General features: G+C 47.9%; 23 protein-coding genes. 20 read left to right on the forward strand and 3 right to left on the reverse strand.

Features of this window, described 5'->3' with window-relative positions; genetic code table 11:
• From GT575_RS12920 to GT575_RS14970, 15 genes are all read left to right on the forward strand, one after another.
• Positions 1–204: a tail protein X gene (locus GT575_RS12920; protein WP_117483631.1), complete on the forward strand. Its 204-nt coding sequence runs from the start codon at positions 1–3 to the stop codon at positions 202–204.
• A 2-nt stretch (positions 205–206) separates the two neighbouring features.
• Positions 207–1511: a phage late control D family protein gene (locus tag GT575_RS12925; RefSeq protein ID WP_161172173.1), complete on the forward strand. Its 1305-nt coding sequence runs from the start codon at positions 207–209 to the stop codon at positions 1509–1511.
• Positions 1512–1524: 13 nt separating this feature from the next.
• Positions 1525–2061, forward strand: coding sequence for a hypothetical protein (locus GT575_RS12930; protein WP_008396655.1), 537 nt, complete (start codon positions 1525–1527; stop codon positions 2059–2061).
• A 4-nt stretch (positions 2062–2065) separates the two neighbouring features.
• Positions 2066–2464 carry a phage tail protein gene (locus tag GT575_RS12935; protein ID WP_161172174.1) on the forward strand — a complete coding sequence of 133 codons (399 nt, stop codon included), beginning with the start codon at positions 2066–2068 and terminating at the stop codon, positions 2462–2464.
• A 13-nt stretch (positions 2465–2477) separates the two neighbouring features.
• Positions 2478–2780, forward strand: coding sequence for a GPW/gp25 family protein (locus tag GT575_RS12940; RefSeq protein ID WP_161172175.1), 303 nt, complete (start codon positions 2478–2480; stop codon positions 2778–2780).
• Positions 2773–3927, forward strand: a complete 1155-nt coding sequence (locus tag GT575_RS12945) for a baseplate assembly protein (RefSeq protein ID WP_161172176.1) — start codon at positions 2773–2775, stop codon at positions 3925–3927. Before GT575_RS12940 ends, GT575_RS12945 begins: the two co-directional genes overlap by 8 nt.
• Entirely contained in the window at positions 3920–4828 is a 909-nt protein-coding gene (locus tag GT575_RS12950; RefSeq protein ID WP_161172177.1) for a phage tail protein, read from the forward strand. Before GT575_RS12945 ends, GT575_RS12950 begins: the two co-directional genes overlap by 8 nt.
• Positions 4829–4841: 13 nt before the next feature.
• Positions 4842–5393: a phage tail-collar fiber domain-containing protein gene (locus tag GT575_RS12955; protein WP_161172178.1), complete on the forward strand. Its 552-nt coding sequence runs from the start codon at positions 4842–4844 to the stop codon at positions 5391–5393.
• A complete protein-coding gene (locus GT575_RS12960) occupies positions 5393–6670 on the forward strand; it encodes a hypothetical protein (RefSeq protein ID WP_161172179.1) in 1278 nt (425 codons plus the stop codon). The genes GT575_RS12955 and GT575_RS12960 overlap by 1 nt, the downstream gene beginning before the upstream one ends.
• Positions 6671–7091: 421 nt before the next feature.
• Positions 7092–8315: a reverse transcriptase domain-containing protein gene (locus GT575_RS12965; protein WP_161172180.1), complete on the forward strand. Its 1224-nt coding sequence runs from the start codon at positions 7092–7094 to the stop codon at positions 8313–8315.
• Complete coding sequence (locus GT575_RS12970) at positions 8254–8517, forward strand: hypothetical protein (RefSeq protein ID WP_161172181.1); 264 nt, start codon at positions 8254–8256, stop codon at positions 8515–8517. Before GT575_RS12965 ends, GT575_RS12970 begins: the two co-directional genes overlap by 62 nt.
• A complete protein-coding gene (locus GT575_RS12975; RefSeq protein WP_118209409.1) occupies positions 8517–8672 on the forward strand; it encodes an XkdX family protein in 156 nt (51 codons plus the stop codon). The genes GT575_RS12970 and GT575_RS12975 overlap by 1 nt, the downstream gene beginning before the upstream one ends.
• A gap of 208 nt (positions 8673–8880) precedes the next feature.
• The gene (locus GT575_RS12980; RefSeq protein ID WP_008396637.1) at positions 8881–9234 is read left to right on the forward strand and encodes a hypothetical protein; all 354 of its coding nucleotides are present in this window, start codon (positions 8881–8883) and stop codon (positions 9232–9234) included.
• Between the two features lie 15 nt (positions 9235–9249).
• On the forward strand, positions 9250–9474 hold the full coding sequence (locus GT575_RS12985; RefSeq protein ID WP_118209408.1) for a hypothetical protein: 225 nt from the start codon (positions 9250–9252) through the stop codon (positions 9472–9474).
• 68 nt (positions 9475–9542) lie between these two features.
• Complete coding sequence (locus GT575_RS14970; RefSeq protein WP_192934989.1) at positions 9543–10586, forward strand: GH25 family lysozyme; 1044 nt, start codon at positions 9543–9545, stop codon at positions 10584–10586.
• A gap of 246 nt (positions 10587–10832) precedes the next feature.
• On the opposite strand, the gene GT575_RS13000 is transcribed toward GT575_RS14970, so the two are convergent.
• Both GT575_RS13000 and GT575_RS13005 read right to left on the reverse strand, forming a co-directional pair.
• Positions 10833–11042, reverse strand: coding sequence for a helix-turn-helix domain-containing protein (locus tag GT575_RS13000; RefSeq protein WP_161172182.1), 210 nt, complete (start codon positions 11040–11042; stop codon positions 10833–10835).
• Positions 11035–11265, reverse strand: a complete 231-nt coding sequence (locus GT575_RS13005) for a hypothetical protein (RefSeq protein WP_161172183.1) — start codon at positions 11263–11265, stop codon at positions 11035–11037. Before GT575_RS13005 ends, GT575_RS13000 begins: the two co-directional genes overlap by 8 nt.
• A gap of 903 nt (positions 11266–12168) precedes the next feature.
• On the opposite strand from GT575_RS13005, the gene GT575_RS13010 reads away from it, so the two are divergent.
• Together GT575_RS13010 and GT575_RS13015 are read left to right on the forward strand one after the other, a co-directional pair.
• Positions 12169–13209 carry an IS30 family transposase gene (locus tag GT575_RS13010; protein WP_161172184.1) on the forward strand — a complete coding sequence of 347 codons (1041 nt, stop codon included), beginning with the start codon at positions 12169–12171 and terminating at the stop codon, positions 13207–13209.
• Positions 13210–13444: 235 nt separating this feature from the next.
• The gene (locus GT575_RS13015; protein WP_015533412.1) at positions 13445–14557 is read left to right on the forward strand and encodes a hypothetical protein; all 1113 of its coding nucleotides are present in this window, start codon (positions 13445–13447) and stop codon (positions 14555–14557) included.
• Here the strand turns inward: GT575_RS13015 and yyaC are convergent, their stop codons facing one another.
• Positions 14558–15109 (reverse strand): spore protease YyaC, encoded by a 552-nt coding sequence (gene yyaC / locus GT575_RS13020; protein WP_015533411.1) that lies wholly within the window; start codon positions 15107–15109, stop codon positions 14558–14560.
• A gap of 249 nt (positions 15110–15358) precedes the next feature.
• Between yyaC and GT575_RS13025 the strand changes: the two genes are divergently transcribed.
• The 3 genes from GT575_RS13025 to GT575_RS13035 are packed head-to-tail and all read left to right on the forward strand — an operon-like array spanning position 15359 to position 18718.
• Positions 15359–16657 (forward strand): LysM peptidoglycan-binding domain-containing protein, encoded by a 1299-nt coding sequence (locus GT575_RS13025; protein WP_015533410.1) that lies wholly within the window; start codon positions 15359–15361, stop codon positions 16655–16657.
• Between the two features lie 57 nt (positions 16658–16714).
• Entirely contained in the window at positions 16715–18004 is a 1290-nt protein-coding gene (locus tag GT575_RS13030) for a DUF5711 family protein (protein ID WP_055224246.1), read from the forward strand.
• Positions 18005–18022: 18 nt separating this feature from the next.
• Positions 18023–18718, forward strand: a complete 696-nt coding sequence (locus tag GT575_RS13035; protein WP_055224240.1) for a CvpA family protein — start codon at positions 18023–18025, stop codon at positions 18716–18718.
• The last annotated feature ends 325 nt before the right edge of the window (positions 18719–19043 follow it).

Genomic DNA, 19043 nt, shown 5'->3' on the forward strand with positions numbered 1-19043 from the left:
ATGGCAGGCACATACGAAACGGTGCAGGGCGACACATGGGATAAGATAGCGTACCAGGTCTACGGAGATGAGAAGTACGCAGGATACCTCATGGAGAACAACCGCCTGTTACTGGAATACCTGGTATTCCCGGGCGGGGTCACTCTCGCCACACCGGAACTGGCAGATGAGGTAGACGAAGATCTGCCAATATGGAGGGATTAAGCATGGACCCAAGGAAAGCAACCGCCTCCGTTTCATATAACGGAAAGCGGATCGATACCAAACTCGCAGAGTACCTCCAGTCATTCAGTTACACAGATGTTGCATCGGGAGAGAGCGACAGCCTCTCCCTCAACATCAATGACAGAGACAGGAAGTGGATCAAGTCATGGTTTCCAAGCAAGGGAGACACTATGGCGGCCACGATTATTATGAAAAACTGGAGCAAAGAGGGAGATACACAGAAATTAAGCTGCGGGTCTTTTATGATTGATGATTTCAGTTTTTCTGGAACACCAGTCAAGCTGAAACTGGAAGCGTTGGCACTTCCGGCAGACAGCAGCTTCAAGGAAACACAGAGAACAAAAACATATGAGAAAACAACCTTGGAGAATATCGGACAGGAAGTCGCAAAGCGGGCGGGCATCAAACTGTACTATGAAGCACCAAGGATACCAATAGAAAAGGTGGAGCAGAGCGAGAAGGATGACTGCTCATTCTATAACGAGTTGGTAAAACTCTACGGCTTCGCCATGAAGATATATAAAAACAAAATCGTGGTGTTTAACGAAGCCACCTATGAGAAAAAGAAATCAGTGGCAACGCTGACGGAACAGAACATAGAACCGAACTGGTCATGGAACACAAAATTGTGCAGAACCTACACCGGGGCGAAATATGAGTACACCAACAATGATAAGAACCAGACGATAAAGGTCGAGGTCGGTGGCGGAAACAGGATACTGAAGGTCACGGATGCAGCGAGCAACGCATCGGAAGCAGAGCGCATTACACTGGCAAAAATCAATGAAGCCAACAAGGGCGACACAACCATGTCGGTAACAATGACCAGAGCCAACAGGAAGATCATAGCGACCTCCTGCGTGACCATAAAAGGCTTCGGAAAATTGGACGGCAAGTACTATGTGGAAAAGGTCACATGGGATATCGGAAGCGGATGTAAGCAGAAACTCGACCTTCGGAGAGTGGCGGATCGCTTCACGGATGCCAAATCATCTACCAAGGCTGTGGCAAAGAAGTCAAAGACGGAGACAAAGTCCTCCACAGCGACTACCACGGCAACGAAGTCCACAGGAACGCAGACACCGGTAAAGGGCGGAAAGTACACACTGACCACTACGAAAAAGGGTTACTACACCGCAGCCGAAGCACTGGCAGGCAAGGTAACTGGAGGACACCCGACAGGTACAAGACGACCTGGAACATATACGATATTCAACATTTCACAGGGTATGCTGAATCTAACGACCAAGGCAGGAGTGCCGGGGTCATGGATAAACCCAAACTAAGGAGGTGGAGAGCATGGCAGCAGCGACAATCAGACTGGGGAAGATATCCTCAATCAATTACACAGCAGGGAAAGCCAGAGTGGTGTATGAGGACAGAGACGACTCCGTGACAAGCGAGCTTCCATTCCTCGCCCTGCAGTACAACATACCAAAGGTAGACGACCTCGTGGTCGTGGCTTGCTTTTCCAACGGCACGGTGTCCGGGGTCATACTCGGACCGGTGTATAATTCAGCGAACACACCACATGAGGGTGGCGCAGGCATCTTCCGGCAGGAGATGAGCAACAATGTGAATGAAGCAGTCATGTCCTATTCAGAAAAGAAGCAGACAATAATCCTGCGTGCCCCGAAGATAGAATTCGAAGGGTACGGATACGAGGACAAGCCGTATGTGACACTGGAACAGATAAACGATGCGTTCTCGGACATTGATGATAACAAGACCGGGATATCCAACCTGCAGGATGACACAGCCAAGACAAAAGGAAAGCCGTCCCTGCAGGCACAGTTGGACGCATTGGAAAAAAGAGTAAAGGCACTGGGAGGTTGATGGGATGGGAAGAATAGGAAACTTTGGAAAACTGATCGTCTTTGAAACGAGCGACAGCAGAATCCTCAACTTCACAGACTACCAGAGAACCATATCAGCAAACTGGGCGAAGCATGAGCGCATCGGGAAAAAGCCGCAGTCAGAATTCCTCAACCCAGAACTGATGACCGTACAATTCAAGGTCGTACTGAACGCACAGCATGGAGTGAAGCCATGGAAAACATTCCACGAAATCACAAAAGCAGTGCAACAGGGAAGAGTGGAGAAACTGGTCATCGGAAACCATGCCGTAGGGTCGAACAGGTGGAAGATCACACAGGCTACCCAGTCAAACCTTATTGTTATGGGTACTGGGGAAATCCAGAAGATGGATGTCAATCTTTCATTGGAAGAATATCTGTAGGGAGGGCAGCGGAATGACAATAGACTTAAAACACATAACCGTAGCCTTTGACTACGCAAGCGGGGACATCGCAGATATTAAAAGATGTCTGGAATGCTTATACCAGACGGCAGAGGGAACGTGCCCACTTGACCGGGAATTCGGTCTGAACACGGACTTCGTAGGGATGCCGATGGATGTGGCAAAGAGCCAGTTCGCAGTGGAGATCATCGACAAGACGGACCGGTACGAGCCAAGGGCAACAGTAAAAGATATCAACTTCTCATTCAATGAGGATGGGCAGTTGCAGGCGGAGGTGGTAATAACAAATGTCTGACACAATCCAAAGCGTAAAAGACCTCCCAGAGGTGTCGTTCATTGACAATGACACACTGGAAGCAATGAAAACAAGAATGGTGGCAAACTTTGAGAGCGAATGGAAGCGCATCACAGGACAGGAGATAACGCTCTCTCCTTCAGATCCGAACCGCATCATGCTATATGCCATCGCACTGGAATTATACCAGGACGAACAGTACATAGACAGAGCCGGAAAGCAGGACTTAATCAAATACTCCTACGGCGAATTCCTCGACAACCTCGGAGCAGGCAGGGGAGTAACCAGAAAGCAGCCGTCCCCTGCGGAAACAACACTGAGGTTCACTCTTTCAGAGAAGCGGCCTGCAGCCGTAGGCATACCGGAAGGAACAAAGGTCACGGACGGCAACCTCAACTACTTCGCCACAGTAGGATACGAGGAAATCCCCGCAGGGGAAACCTATGTAGATGTGAGGGCACTCTGCACCGAGAACGGAGTGGACGGAAACGAACTGCTGCCGGGGCAGGTCAATGTACTGGTTGATTTGATACCGTATGTGGAGAGCGTAAGCAACACGACCAAGACAAGCGGTGGAGCAGACCTCGAATCAGACGAGAGCCTTGCAGAGAGGATATTCCTCGCACCAAGCGGATACAGTGTCGCAGGACCGGACGATGCATACAAATACTGGACAAAGACCTACAGCCAGACCATCGGAGATGTAAAGGTAACCAGTCCGAACCCGGTAGAGGTAGAAATTCGTTTCATTATGACGAACGGAGAACTCCCGACAAAGACTGTCATAGACGGAGTGGCAGCATACCTGCAGGATGAAAACATCCGCCCGCTTACCGACAAGGTAACCGTGCTCGCACCGGAGACGGTCAAATTCAACATTGCATTCACATACTATGTAAATTTGAGCGACCAGTCCAAGGCAGGAACTATACAGGCGGAGGTGGCACAGGCGGTGGCTGACTACATCGAATGGCAGACCAGAACCATCGGCAGAGATATCAACCCTTCAGAACTCATGAAACGGATCGTGGCAGCCGGAGCAAAGAGAGCGGAGATAACCTCTCCGGTATTTACGACCGTGCCGGATACCAGTGTCGCAAGGATAGGAACGCAGACCGTGACATACGGAGGTGTTGAGAATGATTAGTTTATATGACGGACAGATCACAGACCTCCTGCCATGGAAGATAGCACAGAGCACTGAGGTGCGCTGCATATCCTACGCAGTGCAGCAGGAACACCAGAGGATGCTCCGGCTGGCAGCGCATACCAGAACTATGGCAGTCATTGATGAACTGCCGGAGCGGATACTGGATGTACTGGCGGTGGAATTAAGGACACCATACTACCAGGAGAGCATGAATCTGGAAACCAAACGCAACATCATAAAGAGGACGCTCCTGTGGCACACCAAGGCAGGAACTCCGAGTGCGGTATCAGAACTGATAGAGATTGTATTCGGGGAAGGCAGGACAGAGGAATGGTTCGATTACACCGAGGGTCCATACACCCCCGGAACATTCGACATCATAACCAATGCCAGAATGACAGAGGAAATGGCAAATTACTTCCTCTCCATCATTCAGAGAGTAAAGAACACCCGCTCCCATATCCGCAGGATACTGGTGGAGCGAGAAATGGAGATGCATGAGACAGTGGCATCCGGGGTGGTCAGCAGTCCGAAAGAACAGGTGCTGAACCACCACCAAACCACAAACGATTACACCATGCAGGAGACGGCCGCATCAGCCGTAACCTCCGCACCGTCCAGAACGGTAACAAACCACCCGGAAGGACGCACTGGAGATATCGGCATGGAAGGGAATGCTGCCGCAGGTGCAGTAAGTTCCCCGCATGAGACTATCGGGAATAATGTCAACCCACGCACAGGCACGCTGTTGGGCGGTGTGAGCGGTTTTGCAGCGATAGTGGTAAGAAACACCAAGACCACGATTCTAAACGGAGCACAGCGAACACAGGCAAGCGTACACGGCACTGTGCCGAGGGTGGCAGTGGGAATGGCATCACATTCCAAAATAACAACATAAAGGAGGAACAACGATGGCAGGAGTATTCAAAGAAGCAGTGCTGACAGCCAAAGGAATCGCCCTGCTCGCCAAGGCACAGGCAGGAAGATGCACAATCAAACTGACCAAGGCCGCAACCGGAGACGGATCATATTCAGATGGCGAAGCACTCACAAACAGAACTTCTCTCAAATCCAAGAAGCAGGAGTTCGCACTGATCACAGTGACGACCCAGAACCAGTCCAATGTATATGTGAAATTTATCATCACAAATAAGCAGGACACCGGAAACCTTAAGAATGGCTACTACGTGAAAGAGGTCGGCATTTATGCACAGGACCCGGACGAGGGGGAAATCCTCTACGCACTGGCAGTCGGAGTCGCAAACCAGTGGGATTATATGCCCGCATACAACGACCTCCTCCCGTCCACGATTACCATGGACTTCTTAACCGAGGTCGCCAACGCAACAGATGTAACTATCGTAACACCAAACAGTATGTACCTTTACGACCAGACCACTGGGGATAAGTATGTGCTTGGTGTGGATAAAGGACTTTTATACTACGAGGAGGTAGAGGAATAATGGGAAAGACATACATCGCAGACAAGGAAACCCTCGACAAGTGCTATGCGATTTTATCCGCAGACGGAATCTATGGCTTTATTGAGCACATGGATGTTTTAAGTCCGACAGCACGCATCGAATACATCGGACAGAACAAAGACTTCACTCCGATTTCACTCAACAAGGACACCGGAACAATGACACTCAACAGTTGGGCGGACTTCCCGATCATCGTGGCAAATAAGCCGTGGATGGTAAGGGCAGACGGAACACCGGACTACAGACTGGATGAGAACGACTACACCAAGAAAGAGGACGGTACTGCTTCGGATGTTTCCAACACAAGCTACAACGGCGGAGCGTTCTCGTGGCTTGCCAAGATTTACAAGCAGGAGTATATGCTCGGCAATGATCGTGTCGTTAAATTCTCCATGAGGGAAAGAGACGGATTCGAGCCTATCGGATTTAAAGACCCGAGCAACAATGTACTGGAGGGTGTATGGATTCCGATGTTTTACGGTTCAATCCTCGGAGCAGATACCTCCACACCAAAGATGGTGTCTCTGGCAGGATTGCAGCCTTGCTACAATAACACCACGGACAAAGAGCATACCGCAATCGCAAACTTCTCAAGCCGTGCAGCATTCCTCGGCGGCGGAATTGTTCAGACAATCACTGACCTTCTGATCATGTTCGCAAAGAGCACGAACTCACAGGAAGCATACGGCTATGGAAATTCAAGCGGATACGATGCGAGCCTTGCGCCGACCAACGGAGTGAAGCAGAACGCAGTCGTAGGTGGCGGACAGTTCTACGGAACAAAGGATGCGAAGTCACTCAACAAGATCTTCCACTCCATCGTCCTTGGAACATATCAGCAGTGGATGCGTGACCCGTACACATTGCTCGTGAATGGCAGATACAAGGTCAGCAAGAACTACACCTACGATGTGACCGGAGCAAAATACCAGGATACAGGCATCAGCCTTCCGAAGGTGCTTAACGATGACGGAAGCACTCAGAAAACAGGTATTTTCTATCCGCATAAGTACCAGACCGTTCCCGGCTTCGGAGCAGTTCCGGTTCATCCGTGCAAGGGAAGCACATCCACTGGCGGCTGTGACGGATTATGGCAGAATGTCGAGATTGTGGCGGTCGCCCTTCGGTTCGGTGTTTGCGCCGACGGTGCGCGTGGTGGTTTGCGCTGCTTGCGTGTGAACAACACTGCCGGGGATGCCAACTGGTCCATCGGGGCCGCCGTCCTTCTTTTACCACCTGTCGGGGTCGCAGCGTAAGCAAGACACCGTGATAGGGGGTCTGGGGGTCTGCGTCAGCAGAATTCCCCCAGTGGAACAAAATCGGATTTTAATAGCGTAAGGAAGAATAACAGGGGCGCAGGACTGCGTCACCTCGGGCGGTCGCCCTTCGGTTCGGTAATTGCAACAACGGTACGAATGATGGTTTGCGCTACTTGAATGTGAACAACACTGCCGGGAATGCCAACTGGAACATCGGGGCCGCCTTATTCTATCTTAAACGGAATAACAACCCAAAGCAGTCCTGCTTCCTACACCGCTGACCTTTGAAACAAGGTTTACTCACCATTACTGGGAAGATGAGTGGAAATGAGTCCGACACAGGACGCACGGTAAAGCGGTCGCACCTGCCGTGCGTAGGAGATAGAAGAAAAAATATCTTATAGGAGTACTCAGCAGAATGCGAAAAACACACACAGAAATCCATCTGCGTAATGAACCGGAACACGGTCACAAAGAGTACAAATATCTGTATCAACAAATGCTGAAGGATGATGTCATTCGGAAAGCATATAAGAAATTACGCAAAGGAAAAACCAAGAGAAAAGAGATCCAGTACATAGACGCACACCTCGATGATGAGGTGCAGAAAATGTACGACATGATCCTAAACACAAAGCCGGAGGGAGTGGACGTCCCACACCCGGAACTGGCATACAAACCAAAGAAAAGAACCCCGAAGATCATCTTTGAACATGGGAAAAGACGAAAAATTTATATGCCGGAAATCCATGAACAATGGCTGCACCACATCATCGTTCTGGTATTAGAGCCAATCATCACAGCCACAGCCTATCCATACTCCTGCGGTTCGTTCCCAAAGCGTGGAGCGCATTACGGAAAGAGACAGATAGAGCGGTGGCTTTTGCATGACCCGAAGGGAACACGGTGCTTCGCCAAGATGGATATCCGGCACTTTTATGATAGTATCCGGCTGAAAATTTTGATGAGGGAATTGGCAATCCGAATCAAGGATGACTGGTTTTTATACATCATCGAATTATGCCTGCTGGGATTTAATAAAGGAATCCCTCTCGGATTTTACATCAGCCAGTGGTTAGCGAATTACCTATTAGAACCGCTCGACCGTCTAATTACAAAGATACCAGGTCTGTCAAAGTTGCAGAGATATATGGACGACATCGTCATATTCGCAAGCAACAAGAAAATCCTCCACAGAACCATCGTGGAAATAATGAAAATGCTCGGTCAGCGTTTCAGATTAAAGCTGAAGCACAACTACCAAGTCTGCAAACTTTACTACGAGAAGGGCAAGCGGAAGATAGGCAGGGCACTGGACTTCATGGGTTTTATATTTTACAGAAACAAGACGCTGATCAGAAAGAACATCATGCTATCCGCAACACGGTTGGCAAAGAAGATGGAGAGGTCAAAGGAAGCGAACCGTGGATACTTTCACAGACACATCGAAGCCATGCTGTCGTACATGGGATGGTTTACCTGCACGGACACATACGACTGTTACCAGAGCAGGATAAAACCTTATATCCATGTGGGCCGGCTTAAAAAAATAATATCAAAAATCAAAAGGAGGCAGAACCATGAAGGAATGGACCAAGGAAAGATGCTCCGAGGAGCCGCAGGAGCTGCAGCTTGTGGCTGACGGCATCTACATCCAGAGAAAGAACATCAAGAAAGTGCAGCACGAAGCAATCGAGGGTATGGAAGCCTACACCGACTGGGAGTGCGATAGCAGGGAAATCACTGTATCGGAATACCAGATGTTGGAATCCATCAAGCAGATCAACACCGACAAGGCGATTGATGATTACACCGCACAGCTTATCGAGGAGGGATTGTTATAATGAGACTATTAATCGACAGTCTGAAAAGACTTTATGCCGCAGGCAGGCTGACAAAGGAACAGATTGCAGCCAGAGTGGAGAAGGGAACTATTGATGAAGCAGAGTACGAGGAAATCACAGGCGAGAAGTACAAGGCAGAAACCAAGGCAAAATAACTTCCAATGTACCCACGCACATGGGAGCAGGTACTGCCATAAGCACATGAAAGAATGTGACCTCGACTGCAAGGAAAGCGGCACCTGTGCCCACTGCACAAATTACCACATACCGATGACGCAGTACCCATGCAAGCGGTGTGAGAAATTAAATCAGAATTAAGGACCGTCCGGACAGGGCGGTCTTTTTAGAGAGGAGGTGCAGCGCATGGATGTGACAGCAATCATCGTGGCAGCGAGTATCCCATCGGCACTGACTGGCTTCTTTTTCTGGCTCATCGAGCAGAGCATACAGAAGCGTGCCGACAAGGAAAAAGCAGAGCGGGAAGAACGGCAGAAGGAAGTAGATGCCAGAGAGCAGATCCGAGAGAAGAATGAACTCTGCATCATCAACTGCGTCAATGCATCCCTGGCACTCGGAGAAGCGACAGCCAGAGCGGTGCAGAGAATCCCGGACGCACACTGCAATGGGGATATGCACGCAGCACTCGACTACGCTCAGAAGGTCAAACATGAACAGAAGGACTTTCTGAACGAACAGGCACTAAAACAAATTGTATAACAGGAGGACAAAGCAATGAAGAAAATCGACTGGGTAAGAAAACTCACAAGCAGAAAACTGTGGACGGCAGTGGCATCATTCGTCTCAATGATGATCCTCGCCACAGGCGGAACAGATAACACGGCAACGCAGGTAACTGCACTGATTATGGCAGGAGCGTCCGTGGTGGCTTACATCATCGGGGAAGGCTTGACCGACTCCGCCAACATCGGTGCTTCGGATGATACCGAGGAACAGTAACAGGAAACATACGCAGCAGGGCGGCCAGTAGGCTGCCCTATTTTATTACAGAAAGTGAGGAAACAAATATGGCAATCAAAGGTATGGACATTTCATATTGGCAGGGCAATGTAGACTTTGCCAGAGTAGCAGCAGACGGCATCAAGTTCGCAATCCTTCGTGAAGGATACGCACAGACGGTAGACGCAAAGTTCCGCCAGTATGTGGAAGGCTGCAGAAAGAACGGCATCGAAATCAAGGGAGTATATCATTTCAGTTATGCGATCAACGCAGAGCAGGCAGCGCAGGAGGCGGCATTCTGCATCAAGCAGATGGAGCAGGCAGGTCTCGGAAAAGATGTGATCGTATTCTACGATTTTGAGTACGACACCGTAAAGAAAGCCAAGGCAAAGGGAGTGACCCTCGGAAAGAATGAGTGCATCGCATTCACAAAGGCATTCTGTGAGTACGTGGAAAGCCACGGATACAAGGCAGGTGTTTATTCCAACATCGACTACCACAGAAATATGTATTCGGACGAAGTGCTCTCCAAGTATGTGTACTGGCTCGCAGATTACACAGGATCTCCGGACTATGACTGCGCATTCCACCAGTACACCAGTTCCGGAACAGTAAGCGGCATCGATGGCAAGGTAGATATGGACTACTACTACGGAGAGGAAACCAAAGAGAACCAGGGCGAGAAGAAATCCGTCACTGAGGTGGCAAAGGAAGTGCTCGCAGGAGACTGGGGAAACGGAGATGACCGCAAGAATAGACTGGCTGCTGCCGGATATGACTACGCAACGGTGCAGGCAGAAGTGAACCGCCTTGCAGGAGCAACCTCCGCACCGAAAAAGAGCGTGGCAGAAATCGCCAAGGAAGTCATTGCAGGACAGTGGGGAAATGGCGATGACAGAAAGAACCGCATCAAGGCAGCCGGATATGACTACGATGCAGTCCAGAAAGAGGTCAATGCACAGCTTGGAGTAAAACCGCAGAAAAGCGTTACTGAGGTAGCCAAGGAAGTGATCGCAGGTAAGTGGGGCAACGGCGAAACCAGAAAGCAGAAGCTGAAGGCAGCCGGATACGACTACGCAGCCGTGCAGAAGAAAGTCAACGAACTTCTGTAATTGGCGATTGACTTATAAAAAGAGTGGAGGTATGATGTGCCGCAGAGGGGGTTCTAAAGGGGGTAAACACCCAGACGATGTGACCGACATAAATGTCGGGAACACTGCAATGCAGAACCAGGAGCGTGGCACACCGTGACCGCCAGAATAAGACGAAAAGCAACCCAGTGGAACAAACACCCACTGGGTCTTTTTTATTGCCTAAATGGGGCGGATTTGGAAGCCAAAGAAAAGCAGGGGCAATGATTACCCCTGCGGAAAGATAAAGATTTTATAGACCTGCTCCGGGGTAAGAGAATACCTCTGGGCAATGAGACGGATATACTTCAGAGCGAACTCGCCACGACCATTCCAGATGGTGGAGAAGTTCGGAACGGACATACCAATGGCCGCAGCCAAGTCCTTATTTTTATCTCCGTGAGCGCGCATGATTGGCTCAATCAATTCTTTATTCATGAGACAACACCTCCCTGCAGGAGAACCTGCTGACATTGTCAGAGCAGAAATCCGAAATCACAAGGTGAACCAGAACATCGCCAAACTTGTCAGTAACATCGAGCACACGAACACCGGTCCCTATGCCGACCTTGCCGGAATCAGAGAACCGACATCTATCATCAACCGCCCATTCATCCACGGTAACACCGAGGTCGGTGCGGCACTTATCAATATAAATCATTTTACCAGATCCTTTCAGATTTTATCGCCGGAGTTTTACCGCCGGAAATTTATCGCCGTTTTTCAAAAAGGAACAATAAGCCATGTCGCCCATCGGTCTCGCCCGACTGGAGAGAGCGTCCAGTGTTACGGTACACCGGATAAGACCTCGTGCTCGGCTACACACCACCTAACCCTTTCTCTGCAACGCAGGAAACAAAATCAACGAGTTGCGATAGGCAATCGGCAAAACCAATAACTCCTCCTACCTTTAAGGCTTTCACATTAAAAACCAGGCAAACTTGTCAGACATCACTCAGACATGGCATTGTCCTTCGCTCCCCTCACGCTTCCGCCTTCTGGACTTGGGACCAGACATCGGTGGGTTAGAGCCGGAGCAGATGCACTGCCCCGGACGGACCGGCTACATTCTGGAAAGCAGGAGAAGCAGACCAGGAACCACGATAAGCAACTCCGCTATCCGAAAAGCCAGAACCGAAACTGAAACACATAATCGTTTCATTGACAAGACCTCCAATCGTGTGGTATATTTTGAGAAGCAAGGGAGAGAGGTGGACCCCTCCCCCAAGCGGAAATCATAAGACGATGAACTTGATCACTGCGATCAGCGTTCCGATTTCCAATGCAAGCTGAGTAAGTGCTCGTATCACTTTACTCAGCTTATTTATTTTAGAAACCAAGGAATCCAAATCCATCTCACGCACCTCCTTTCCTTTAGGTTGTCTGTATATTACCTTGGGTTGCGGAGGTATTCAAGTCTTTTATAACCCGTAAATTCAACAAAAATATAACCCTAAAAGCACCACTTCTTTGTTGGTATCTTATCCTTATTTATAAGTGTTTTGTTATTGAAATTTATAACTTTAGCACCGATAATAGTAGAAAGAGACAAGGAGGTGCTGCCATGCGCAGATTTAAACAGTTATCCAGAGCCGACAGGCTGAAATTAGAAGCACTGCTGAAAGCAGGACACGGCAAGCAGGAAATCGCTGACCAGATAGGAGTCCATGTCAGCACCATATACCGTGAGATAAAGAGAGGAACATACACACATACCAATTCGGATCTGACAGAGGAAGAACGATACTCCCCAGACATCGCAGAGGATAAGTACCAACAGAACCTGCGAGACAAGGGTCCAGACCTTAAGATAGGCAAAGACCACAAACTGGCAGAGTACATAGAAACAAAGATAGCAGAGGACGGATACTCGCCCGGAGCAGTCCTTGGAGAGATTAAAGCTAAGGGGTTGGAGTTTGAAACAGAGATCAGCAAGCCGACCCTTTACAGTTACATCGACAAGGGGATATTCCTCACAATCACAAATAAGGAACTCCCAGTAAAAGGCAGGCGGAAAAAGAAGAATAAGAAAGTCCGCAGGCAAGCGAGAGCCAACGCAGGCACAAGCATAGAGAAGCGTCCAGAGGACATCGACACCAGAGAGGAATTCGGTCACTGGGAGATGGACACGGTGGTAGGCAAGAGAGGGGAAAGCAAGCACAGTCTTCTGGTGCTGACGGAGAGAAAGACCAGGAACGAACTCATATACCTTTTATATGAGCACACGACCGAGCAGGTCTGCAAGCGACTGGATCAGTTAGAAGCGGAATGGGGAGAACAATTCGGGCAGGTGTTCAAGACCATAACGGTGGACAATGGCTCGGAGTTCGCTGACTGGAAGGGAATGCAGCAGTCGGCAGCAGATGAATCCGAAAAGAGAGTGACCGTGTTCTACTGCCACCCATACTGCTCATTTGAGCGTGGCAGCAACGAGAACCAGAACCGACTGGTACGCAGGAAGATACCGAAGGGAGAAAACTTCGATGACCGGACAGAGGACGATATCCAAAGGGTAGAGGACTGGATTAACGACTACCCAAGGGAGATGTTCGGATGGAAAACCTCCGGCGAACTGTTCCAAGAAGAACTGGCAAGACTGGCATAAATAGAGTAGAATAAGCAGAGAGCAAAACGAAAAGAGGGGTAGTCTGTGCAAATTTACCAACAAAGCACAAACAGAGTTGTGCAAAATGATGAAATGATGTTTCGCAAGTAAAGTTTTGCATTTATTGCTTGACTTTTCAATGTGTCAGAAATTGCAAAATTATGTTGTTAATTAGTAGGCGATTTGATATTATAAACTTGATATGCACTATTATAAGAGACATAAGGAGGACTGTATGGGATCGGAGAATGTTTTCCAGGAGAATCAGGAATATCTTATAAAGGCAAGGGAGCTGGTGGTGGCTATCGATGATGTGCAGGACAACCTTGAACAGGTGAGAACGGCACAGAGAAAGACCAGCAGGAGTATCTCACAGGAGGAAAAGGGCCTTTCTGATGAGATCAGTTCAACCTTGAAAAACAGAAAGAATGAGATAGAGGATGGATACGACCAGCAGCTTTCGGCGAACGGAGCCAAGATAAGGCAGCTTCAGTCAAAAAAAGATAAGAAGAAGACGGAGCGTATGGGCAACCGAATAGAGAGCGAGACGGCCTCCCTCAACGAGAGCAACAGACAGCTCAGACTCAAGGCAAAGGAGCTGTTTAAGCAGAACAATGTATCGGGCTTCTGCAATACGGGCTTTTTCTACTGTATGTTCGCTCCGTGCGGAGCAGGCGACGTGTTTAAGCTTATACTGCTTATACTCCTGTTCTGCGGATGTATACCGGCGATTGTATGCGTGGCGCTTTCATACACCATATACCAGACCGGAGTTCACACTTTGACGTATGTGGTGATCAGTCAGGCGATTGTCATAGCAGAATTTATCATATATTTCATAGTGTTCAATCTTGCCAAGGTAAAGAATCTTGAGATCGTCAATGAGGGCAGGCGGATAAGAAACAAGGTCCGCGCCAACAACAAGCAGATAAGGATCATCAGAAACTCGATAACAAGAGACAAGGATGAGAGTGTATATAATCTTGGCAAATATGATGAAAAGCTCAGCGAGCTTGAGGCGGAGCGCGAGGATATAAGCAATCGCAAGCTTGAGGCGATAAAAGTATTTGAGAATGATACAAAACAGGTTATAACTGATGAGATAACAGGAAGACGGCAGCCGAAGATCGACGCACTTAAGGCGGATCTGAAGCAGCTCGAGGAAAAGATCAATGCCATGGAGTCACAGCTTGCTGATATGCAGAGCCATCTGACTGACAGCTATGTCACATTCCTTGGCAAAGATCTGCTCACAGAAGAGAAACTCTCTGATCTTATATCGATCATGGAGGAGGGCACGGCAAGCACAGTGTCAGGCGCCATAGAGGTTTATAAGGGAGAGAGCTAGTCAGTGTGTCGATGATGACAGTATGGCGTCAGAGATGAAGCGTGCCATATTGCTGACGGTATACAGCCTGGTGCTCTGAAGAAGACTCATACCTGGCTTTCCAGACAGATTTACAATCCCGGTGATGGAGATATCTCCTATCGCCGGGAGTTTTTTATTTACACCGATTCCGGGGTACAGGGGGGCGTTAGAGAGCGTGATCATACCTACATCTGAAGGACGTCCAAGGGATGCGTCGACGGCGATGATGGCGGGGGAGACAAAATGGTCGTATATATGGTGTATGGTATCGCGCAGATTGAGGGCGTGGACCGGAGCTTTTAACGTTCCGTATACTTTGAAAGGACAGTTGTGCTCTGTCAGAAAGCTGCCTGTCAGAGGGCCGAGAGCATCACCGGTAGCGCGGTCGGTTCCTATGCATAAAACCACGGTGCTGTCAGAAGGTTGCCCGCTGTCTGCCAGAAAATCCGATATTCTGGTTGAAAGCGCACGGCAGGCAAGAATGTCATTTGGATTAAAATATTCTGTTTGTCGCTGCTTCTTTTTTATCATATCAATACCCTGCCTGTGTTTTATAGTATAGAGTATTTCCAAGATTATCAAAGTTTACACAATAGATTCATAAAGCGCTCATTTACGTGATCCTGTAGATATAGGTCGTAATAGGCTGGAATATAGGGCGCAGTTACACACATCAAATGACATGATTTCCTAAAAAAGCGTCTTGTCAACATGGTATTATTCATGCATCGTTGGCGGAGCTGTAAGGGCTGATGCTTAAGAGTATAGGAGGTCGGGTGAATGATAGAGATAGTATATGATGAAGCAAATGAGATGATGAGGTCAAGCGACAGGGTGAAATATGAGCTGCCCAAGAATATACGACAGGTGGGAAATGCCCCGGGAAATTACAAGATATATGTAGAAGACTATGTCATGACATATCTGAGGAGAATTGCATCGCCGGGCAATATGAACTGCCGTGGAGCCATACTTCTCGGAAAAGTATATGATGAAAATGGCACAAAGGTGATATTTGTCAGCGGCGCAGTGGATGCGCAGAATCTTGAATTTGACATATCCATGATAAAATTTGGTGACAGCGAGTGGAGCGGGATATATGCGGAGATAAACAAATACTTCGATGACCTATCGATCGTGGGATGGTTCCTGTCCAGAATGGGTTTCTCTGCAGAGATAAACGATCAGATGAAAAGGCTGCACCGCGATAATTTCCCGGGTGAGGGAAAGATCCTGTTCCTTATGGATGCACTGGAGTGTGAGGAGGCATTTTATTATTACGATCACGGGACCTTTATGAGGGAAAAGGGATACTATATATATTATGTGAGAAATGAGAAAATGCAGAACTACATAATCAGCAGAAAGCGTGAGACTGCGGAATCTGCGACAGACAGTGTGGTAATAAAGGATAAGACGGTCGTTGAAAACTTCAGAGAGAGGGGGAAACAGACGGAGAACCGGAAGAAGAGGAGCTGGGGTACAACCGCGGCGTGCTTTGTTGCGGTATGTGCGGTGTCATTTGGAGCATTGTGGTACATATCCCCGGATACAGTGGGGCAGATAACGGACAGGCTGACAAAGGCAAAACACTCCGGTGAGGTTCAGGTGTTCATGAACAGTGCAGACACCATGGCCGGTGCTGAGGAAACAGTGGGAGGAGCTGCATCCGGAGATGCCTATACACAAAAAAATACGCCGGGATCACAGAACACGGAGGCAACTCAGAATGCGGAAGGTGTGCAGGATACAGAGATGGCACAGAAAGCAAATGGATCGCAGGATATATCAGCGGCGCAAGGAGCGGAGAATACAAGTGCTTCGGTGGAGGGAACTTCGGATGGCTCGGAATACACTTCGGACAGTGTTTCAGATGAAGCTGTAACATCAGAGATACCTTCTGTGCCGGAGGATACGGAGAGCATCTATGTGGTTGAACCGGGGGACACTCTTGTGAGTATATCGATAAAGATGTACGGAACGCAGGATGGCGCAGAGAGTATAGCGGCGGTAAATGGCCTGAAGATAGATGAACCTATATATGAGGGCCAGAAATTGGTTATTCCCTATACAGATTAAAAATGCTATAATTACCATGTTTTTTTATAGTGAATAAAGAACAGAAGGAATACGGATATGAAATTTTTAACAAAAAATAAAAAAACTGCGGATAAGGAAATTGCTGCGGGCAGAGACGATGAAAAACAGGAAGTTCAGAATCAGACAGAAGATGATATGGACGAGGAAAGCCTTGCAAATGGCAGGGATAATGTCATTGAAGTAAAACGTACCATGGGCAAAAAAGGCAAAATGCTCCTCGCTATCGCAGCAATTGTGGTTGTGCTAGGACTTGTCACTGCACTTTTGAGATATAATGCGATAAAGACATACACTCAGTATGATGTGGTGTCAGCGACGGAAACATCAGGTGACAATATAGCAGATTACACGGTATTTGCGGGAAATGTGCTGAAGGTGACCAAGGACGGTGCATCTTACATAGATGAAAAAGGCGTGACAAAGTGGGATGTGAGCTATGCGATGAAGATGCCACACGCAGAGGTGTGCGGAAACTACGCGATAGTTGCGGATATGAACGGTAAAGATGTGTATGTGTTTAATGTTGACGGCGAAGTCAGCCGTCAGACTCTCGCTTACGACATCTCAAATGTTGATATTGCAGAGCAGGGAGTGTACACCCTTGTACTTGTGGGAGAAGACTGCAATTATATCAATGGATACGATAAGGACAGCAACACGATCTATGAGCTCAAGACCACGATAGATAAAAGTGGATACCCTATGGATATAGACATATCGAACGATGGACAGAAGCTGGTCACAAGTTATATGAAGATACAGGGCACAAAGGTACAGTCTGTGATAGCCATGTACAATTTTAGCTCGGTTGGACAGAATGAGAATGCTGATCGTATGATGGGAAGCTATACAGTGGATGATGCACTGTATCCTATCGTGAAATTTACAGATAATGACAATATTGCATGCTTTGGTAATAAAGATATAAGAACATACACTATGACGGAGAAACCGGAGGAGAGAGCTGTTATAGATCTCGGATCCAGGGAGATGCAGGGCGTATTCTATAATTCTTCCTGCGTGGGTTATATTGCTGTCTCGGATTCTGCCTCAAAGGCGAAATACAAAATATATATATATGACAACAAGGGTGCGCTGAAGGCTGAAGTGGACTACGACAATGCATTTGACAAAATATATGCAACTGAAGAGGAGATAATAGTCACGGGAGATATGGACTGCAGTATAATCAGGTTTAATGGAAGTATGAAATTTAATTATTCATTCACCAAGAATCTTGTAAATGTTGTGCCGGACTCAAACGAGGAGGAGTATGTGGTCATATTTGAAAATGAGACGCAGACTATTGCCCTCAAGGGCATGTAAGAGAAAGGAGAAGCGCATATGAATCTGATGTTGCTTGCGTCTGTGGCGGTTATTCTTCTGTGCGCCCTTATCGGATACAGGAGAGGTCTCATCAAAAGTGCGGTAAGTGCAGTGGGCATAGTAGGAGCGGTGATCCTGACAAATGTGCTGAATCCGTATGTAAACCAGTTCCTCTGTCAGCATACACCACTCAGAGACACCGTGAGGCAGAAGGTGGAGCAGAGCATAGGAGTGGAAGATATCAGTGAAAGTGTATCTGTCTATGAGAAAGAAGATTATCTAGAACATACAGAACTGCCGGAGATCGTGAAGAACTACATACGCAGTAACGGCGGAGACAAGATAAATGGAAAGGCGATCGGAGACTATGTGGCATATGTTGTGGATTATCTCACAGATATGGTCATGAACGGACTGTCTTATCTGTTAACCATATTTGTGGTGCTACTGCTCGTGCTGATAGCTCTTGCGTTATCGCATGTTCTGTCGGGTATCCCCGTGGTCGGTGGACTGGACAAAGCAGGAGGACTTGCTTTTGGCGTTGCACAGGCTGTGTTGTGTATATGGATCGCAATGGTTCTCATAACGTTTTTGTCGGCATTCTCAGTGGCTTCGCAGATGCTGGAAATGGTACACGATAGCAAGGCTCTCACATATCTGTACGATAAAAACATTTTTTTGAAAATAGTTATTGACATATTGGGAGATATTTAGTATAGTTTCACTTGCTGGTTGTGACCGGCACAAGTTAACATCGATTTTATTCTTCTGTCACTGGAATATGATGACAAAGAAAATGAAAAAAGTTGTTGACATACACACTTCGGTGTGGTAATATTTAGAAGTTGTCGCCGAAGAGGTCGGACATCAGCAACCGAAAAGGTCTTGAAAAAAAGATAAAAAAGTTGTTGACAAAGAACTTCAGATGTGATAGCATATAGAAGTTGTCGCTGAGAGGCGAAAACATAAAGAACCTTGAAAAATTAACAACATGACAACCCTGAAATTCCAAACAAGAATTTCAAGAACGTCGGATCAG

It is taken from the genome of Coprococcus sp. BIOML-A2 (assembly GCF_009875795.1).
In the GTDB taxonomy this organism is placed as follows: Bacteria; Bacillota; Clostridia; order Lachnospirales; family Lachnospiraceae; genus Coprococcus; species Coprococcus aceti.

Bases quoted from the DNA above. Each gene is read 5' to 3' on its own strand.
- GT575_RS12920 (WP_117483631.1), top strand. From the start codon at position 1: ATGGCAGGCACATACGAAACGGTGCAGGGCGACACATGGGATAAGATA.
- GT575_RS12925 (WP_161172173.1), top strand. From the start codon at position 207: ATGGACCCAAGGAAAGCAACCGCCTCCGTTTCATATAACGGAAAGCGG.
- GT575_RS12930 (WP_008396655.1), top strand. From the start codon at position 1,525: ATGGCAGCAGCGACAATCAGACTGGGGAAGATATCCTCAATCAATTAC.
- GT575_RS12935 (WP_161172174.1), top strand. From the start codon at position 2,066: ATGGGAAGAATAGGAAACTTTGGAAAACTGATCGTCTTTGAAACGAGC.
- GT575_RS12940 (WP_161172175.1), top strand. From the start codon at position 2,478: ATGACAATAGACTTAAAACACATAACCGTAGCCTTTGACTACGCAAGC.
- GT575_RS12945 (WP_161172176.1), top strand. From the start codon at position 2,773: ATGTCTGACACAATCCAAAGCGTAAAAGACCTCCCAGAGGTGTCGTTC.
- GT575_RS12950 (WP_161172177.1), top strand. From the start codon at position 3,920: ATGATTAGTTTATATGACGGACAGATCACAGACCTCCTGCCATGGAAG.
- GT575_RS12955 (WP_161172178.1), top strand. From the start codon at position 4,842: ATGGCAGGAGTATTCAAAGAAGCAGTGCTGACAGCCAAAGGAATCGCC.
- GT575_RS12960 (WP_161172179.1), top strand. From the start codon at position 5,393: ATGGGAAAGACATACATCGCAGACAAGGAAACCCTCGACAAGTGCTAT.
- GT575_RS12965 (WP_161172180.1), top strand. From the start codon at position 7,092: ATGCGAAAAACACACACAGAAATCCATCTGCGTAATGAACCGGAACAC.
- GT575_RS12970 (WP_161172181.1), top strand. From the start codon at position 8,254: ATGAAGGAATGGACCAAGGAAAGATGCTCCGAGGAGCCGCAGGAGCTG.
- GT575_RS12975 (WP_118209409.1), top strand. From the start codon at position 8,517: ATGAGACTATTAATCGACAGTCTGAAAAGACTTTATGCCGCAGGCAGG.
- GT575_RS12980 (WP_008396637.1), top strand. From the start codon at position 8,881: ATGGATGTGACAGCAATCATCGTGGCAGCGAGTATCCCATCGGCACTG.
- GT575_RS12985 (WP_118209408.1), top strand. From the start codon at position 9,250: ATGAAGAAAATCGACTGGGTAAGAAAACTCACAAGCAGAAAACTGTGG.
- GT575_RS14970 (WP_192934989.1), top strand. From the start codon at position 9,543: ATGGCAATCAAAGGTATGGACATTTCATATTGGCAGGGCAATGTAGAC.
- GT575_RS13000 (WP_161172182.1), bottom strand. From the start codon at position 11,042: ATGAATAAAGAATTGATTGAGCCAATCATGCGCGCTCACGGAGATAAA.
- GT575_RS13005 (WP_161172183.1), bottom strand. From the start codon at position 11,265: ATGATTTATATTGATAAGTGCCGCACCGACCTCGGTGTTACCGTGGAT.
- GT575_RS13010 (WP_161172184.1), top strand. From the start codon at position 12,169: ATGCGCAGATTTAAACAGTTATCCAGAGCCGACAGGCTGAAATTAGAA.
- GT575_RS13015 (WP_015533412.1), top strand. From the start codon at position 13,445: ATGGGATCGGAGAATGTTTTCCAGGAGAATCAGGAATATCTTATAAAG.
- yyaC (WP_015533411.1), bottom strand. From the start codon at position 15,109: ATGATAAAAAAGAAGCAGCGACAAACAGAATATTTTAATCCAAATGAC.
- GT575_RS13025 (WP_015533410.1), top strand. From the start codon at position 15,359: ATGATAGAGATAGTATATGATGAAGCAAATGAGATGATGAGGTCAAGC.
- GT575_RS13030 (WP_055224246.1), top strand. From the start codon at position 16,715: ATGAAATTTTTAACAAAAAATAAAAAAACTGCGGATAAGGAAATTGCT.
- GT575_RS13035 (WP_055224240.1), top strand. From the start codon at position 18,023: ATGAATCTGATGTTGCTTGCGTCTGTGGCGGTTATTCTTCTGTGCGCC.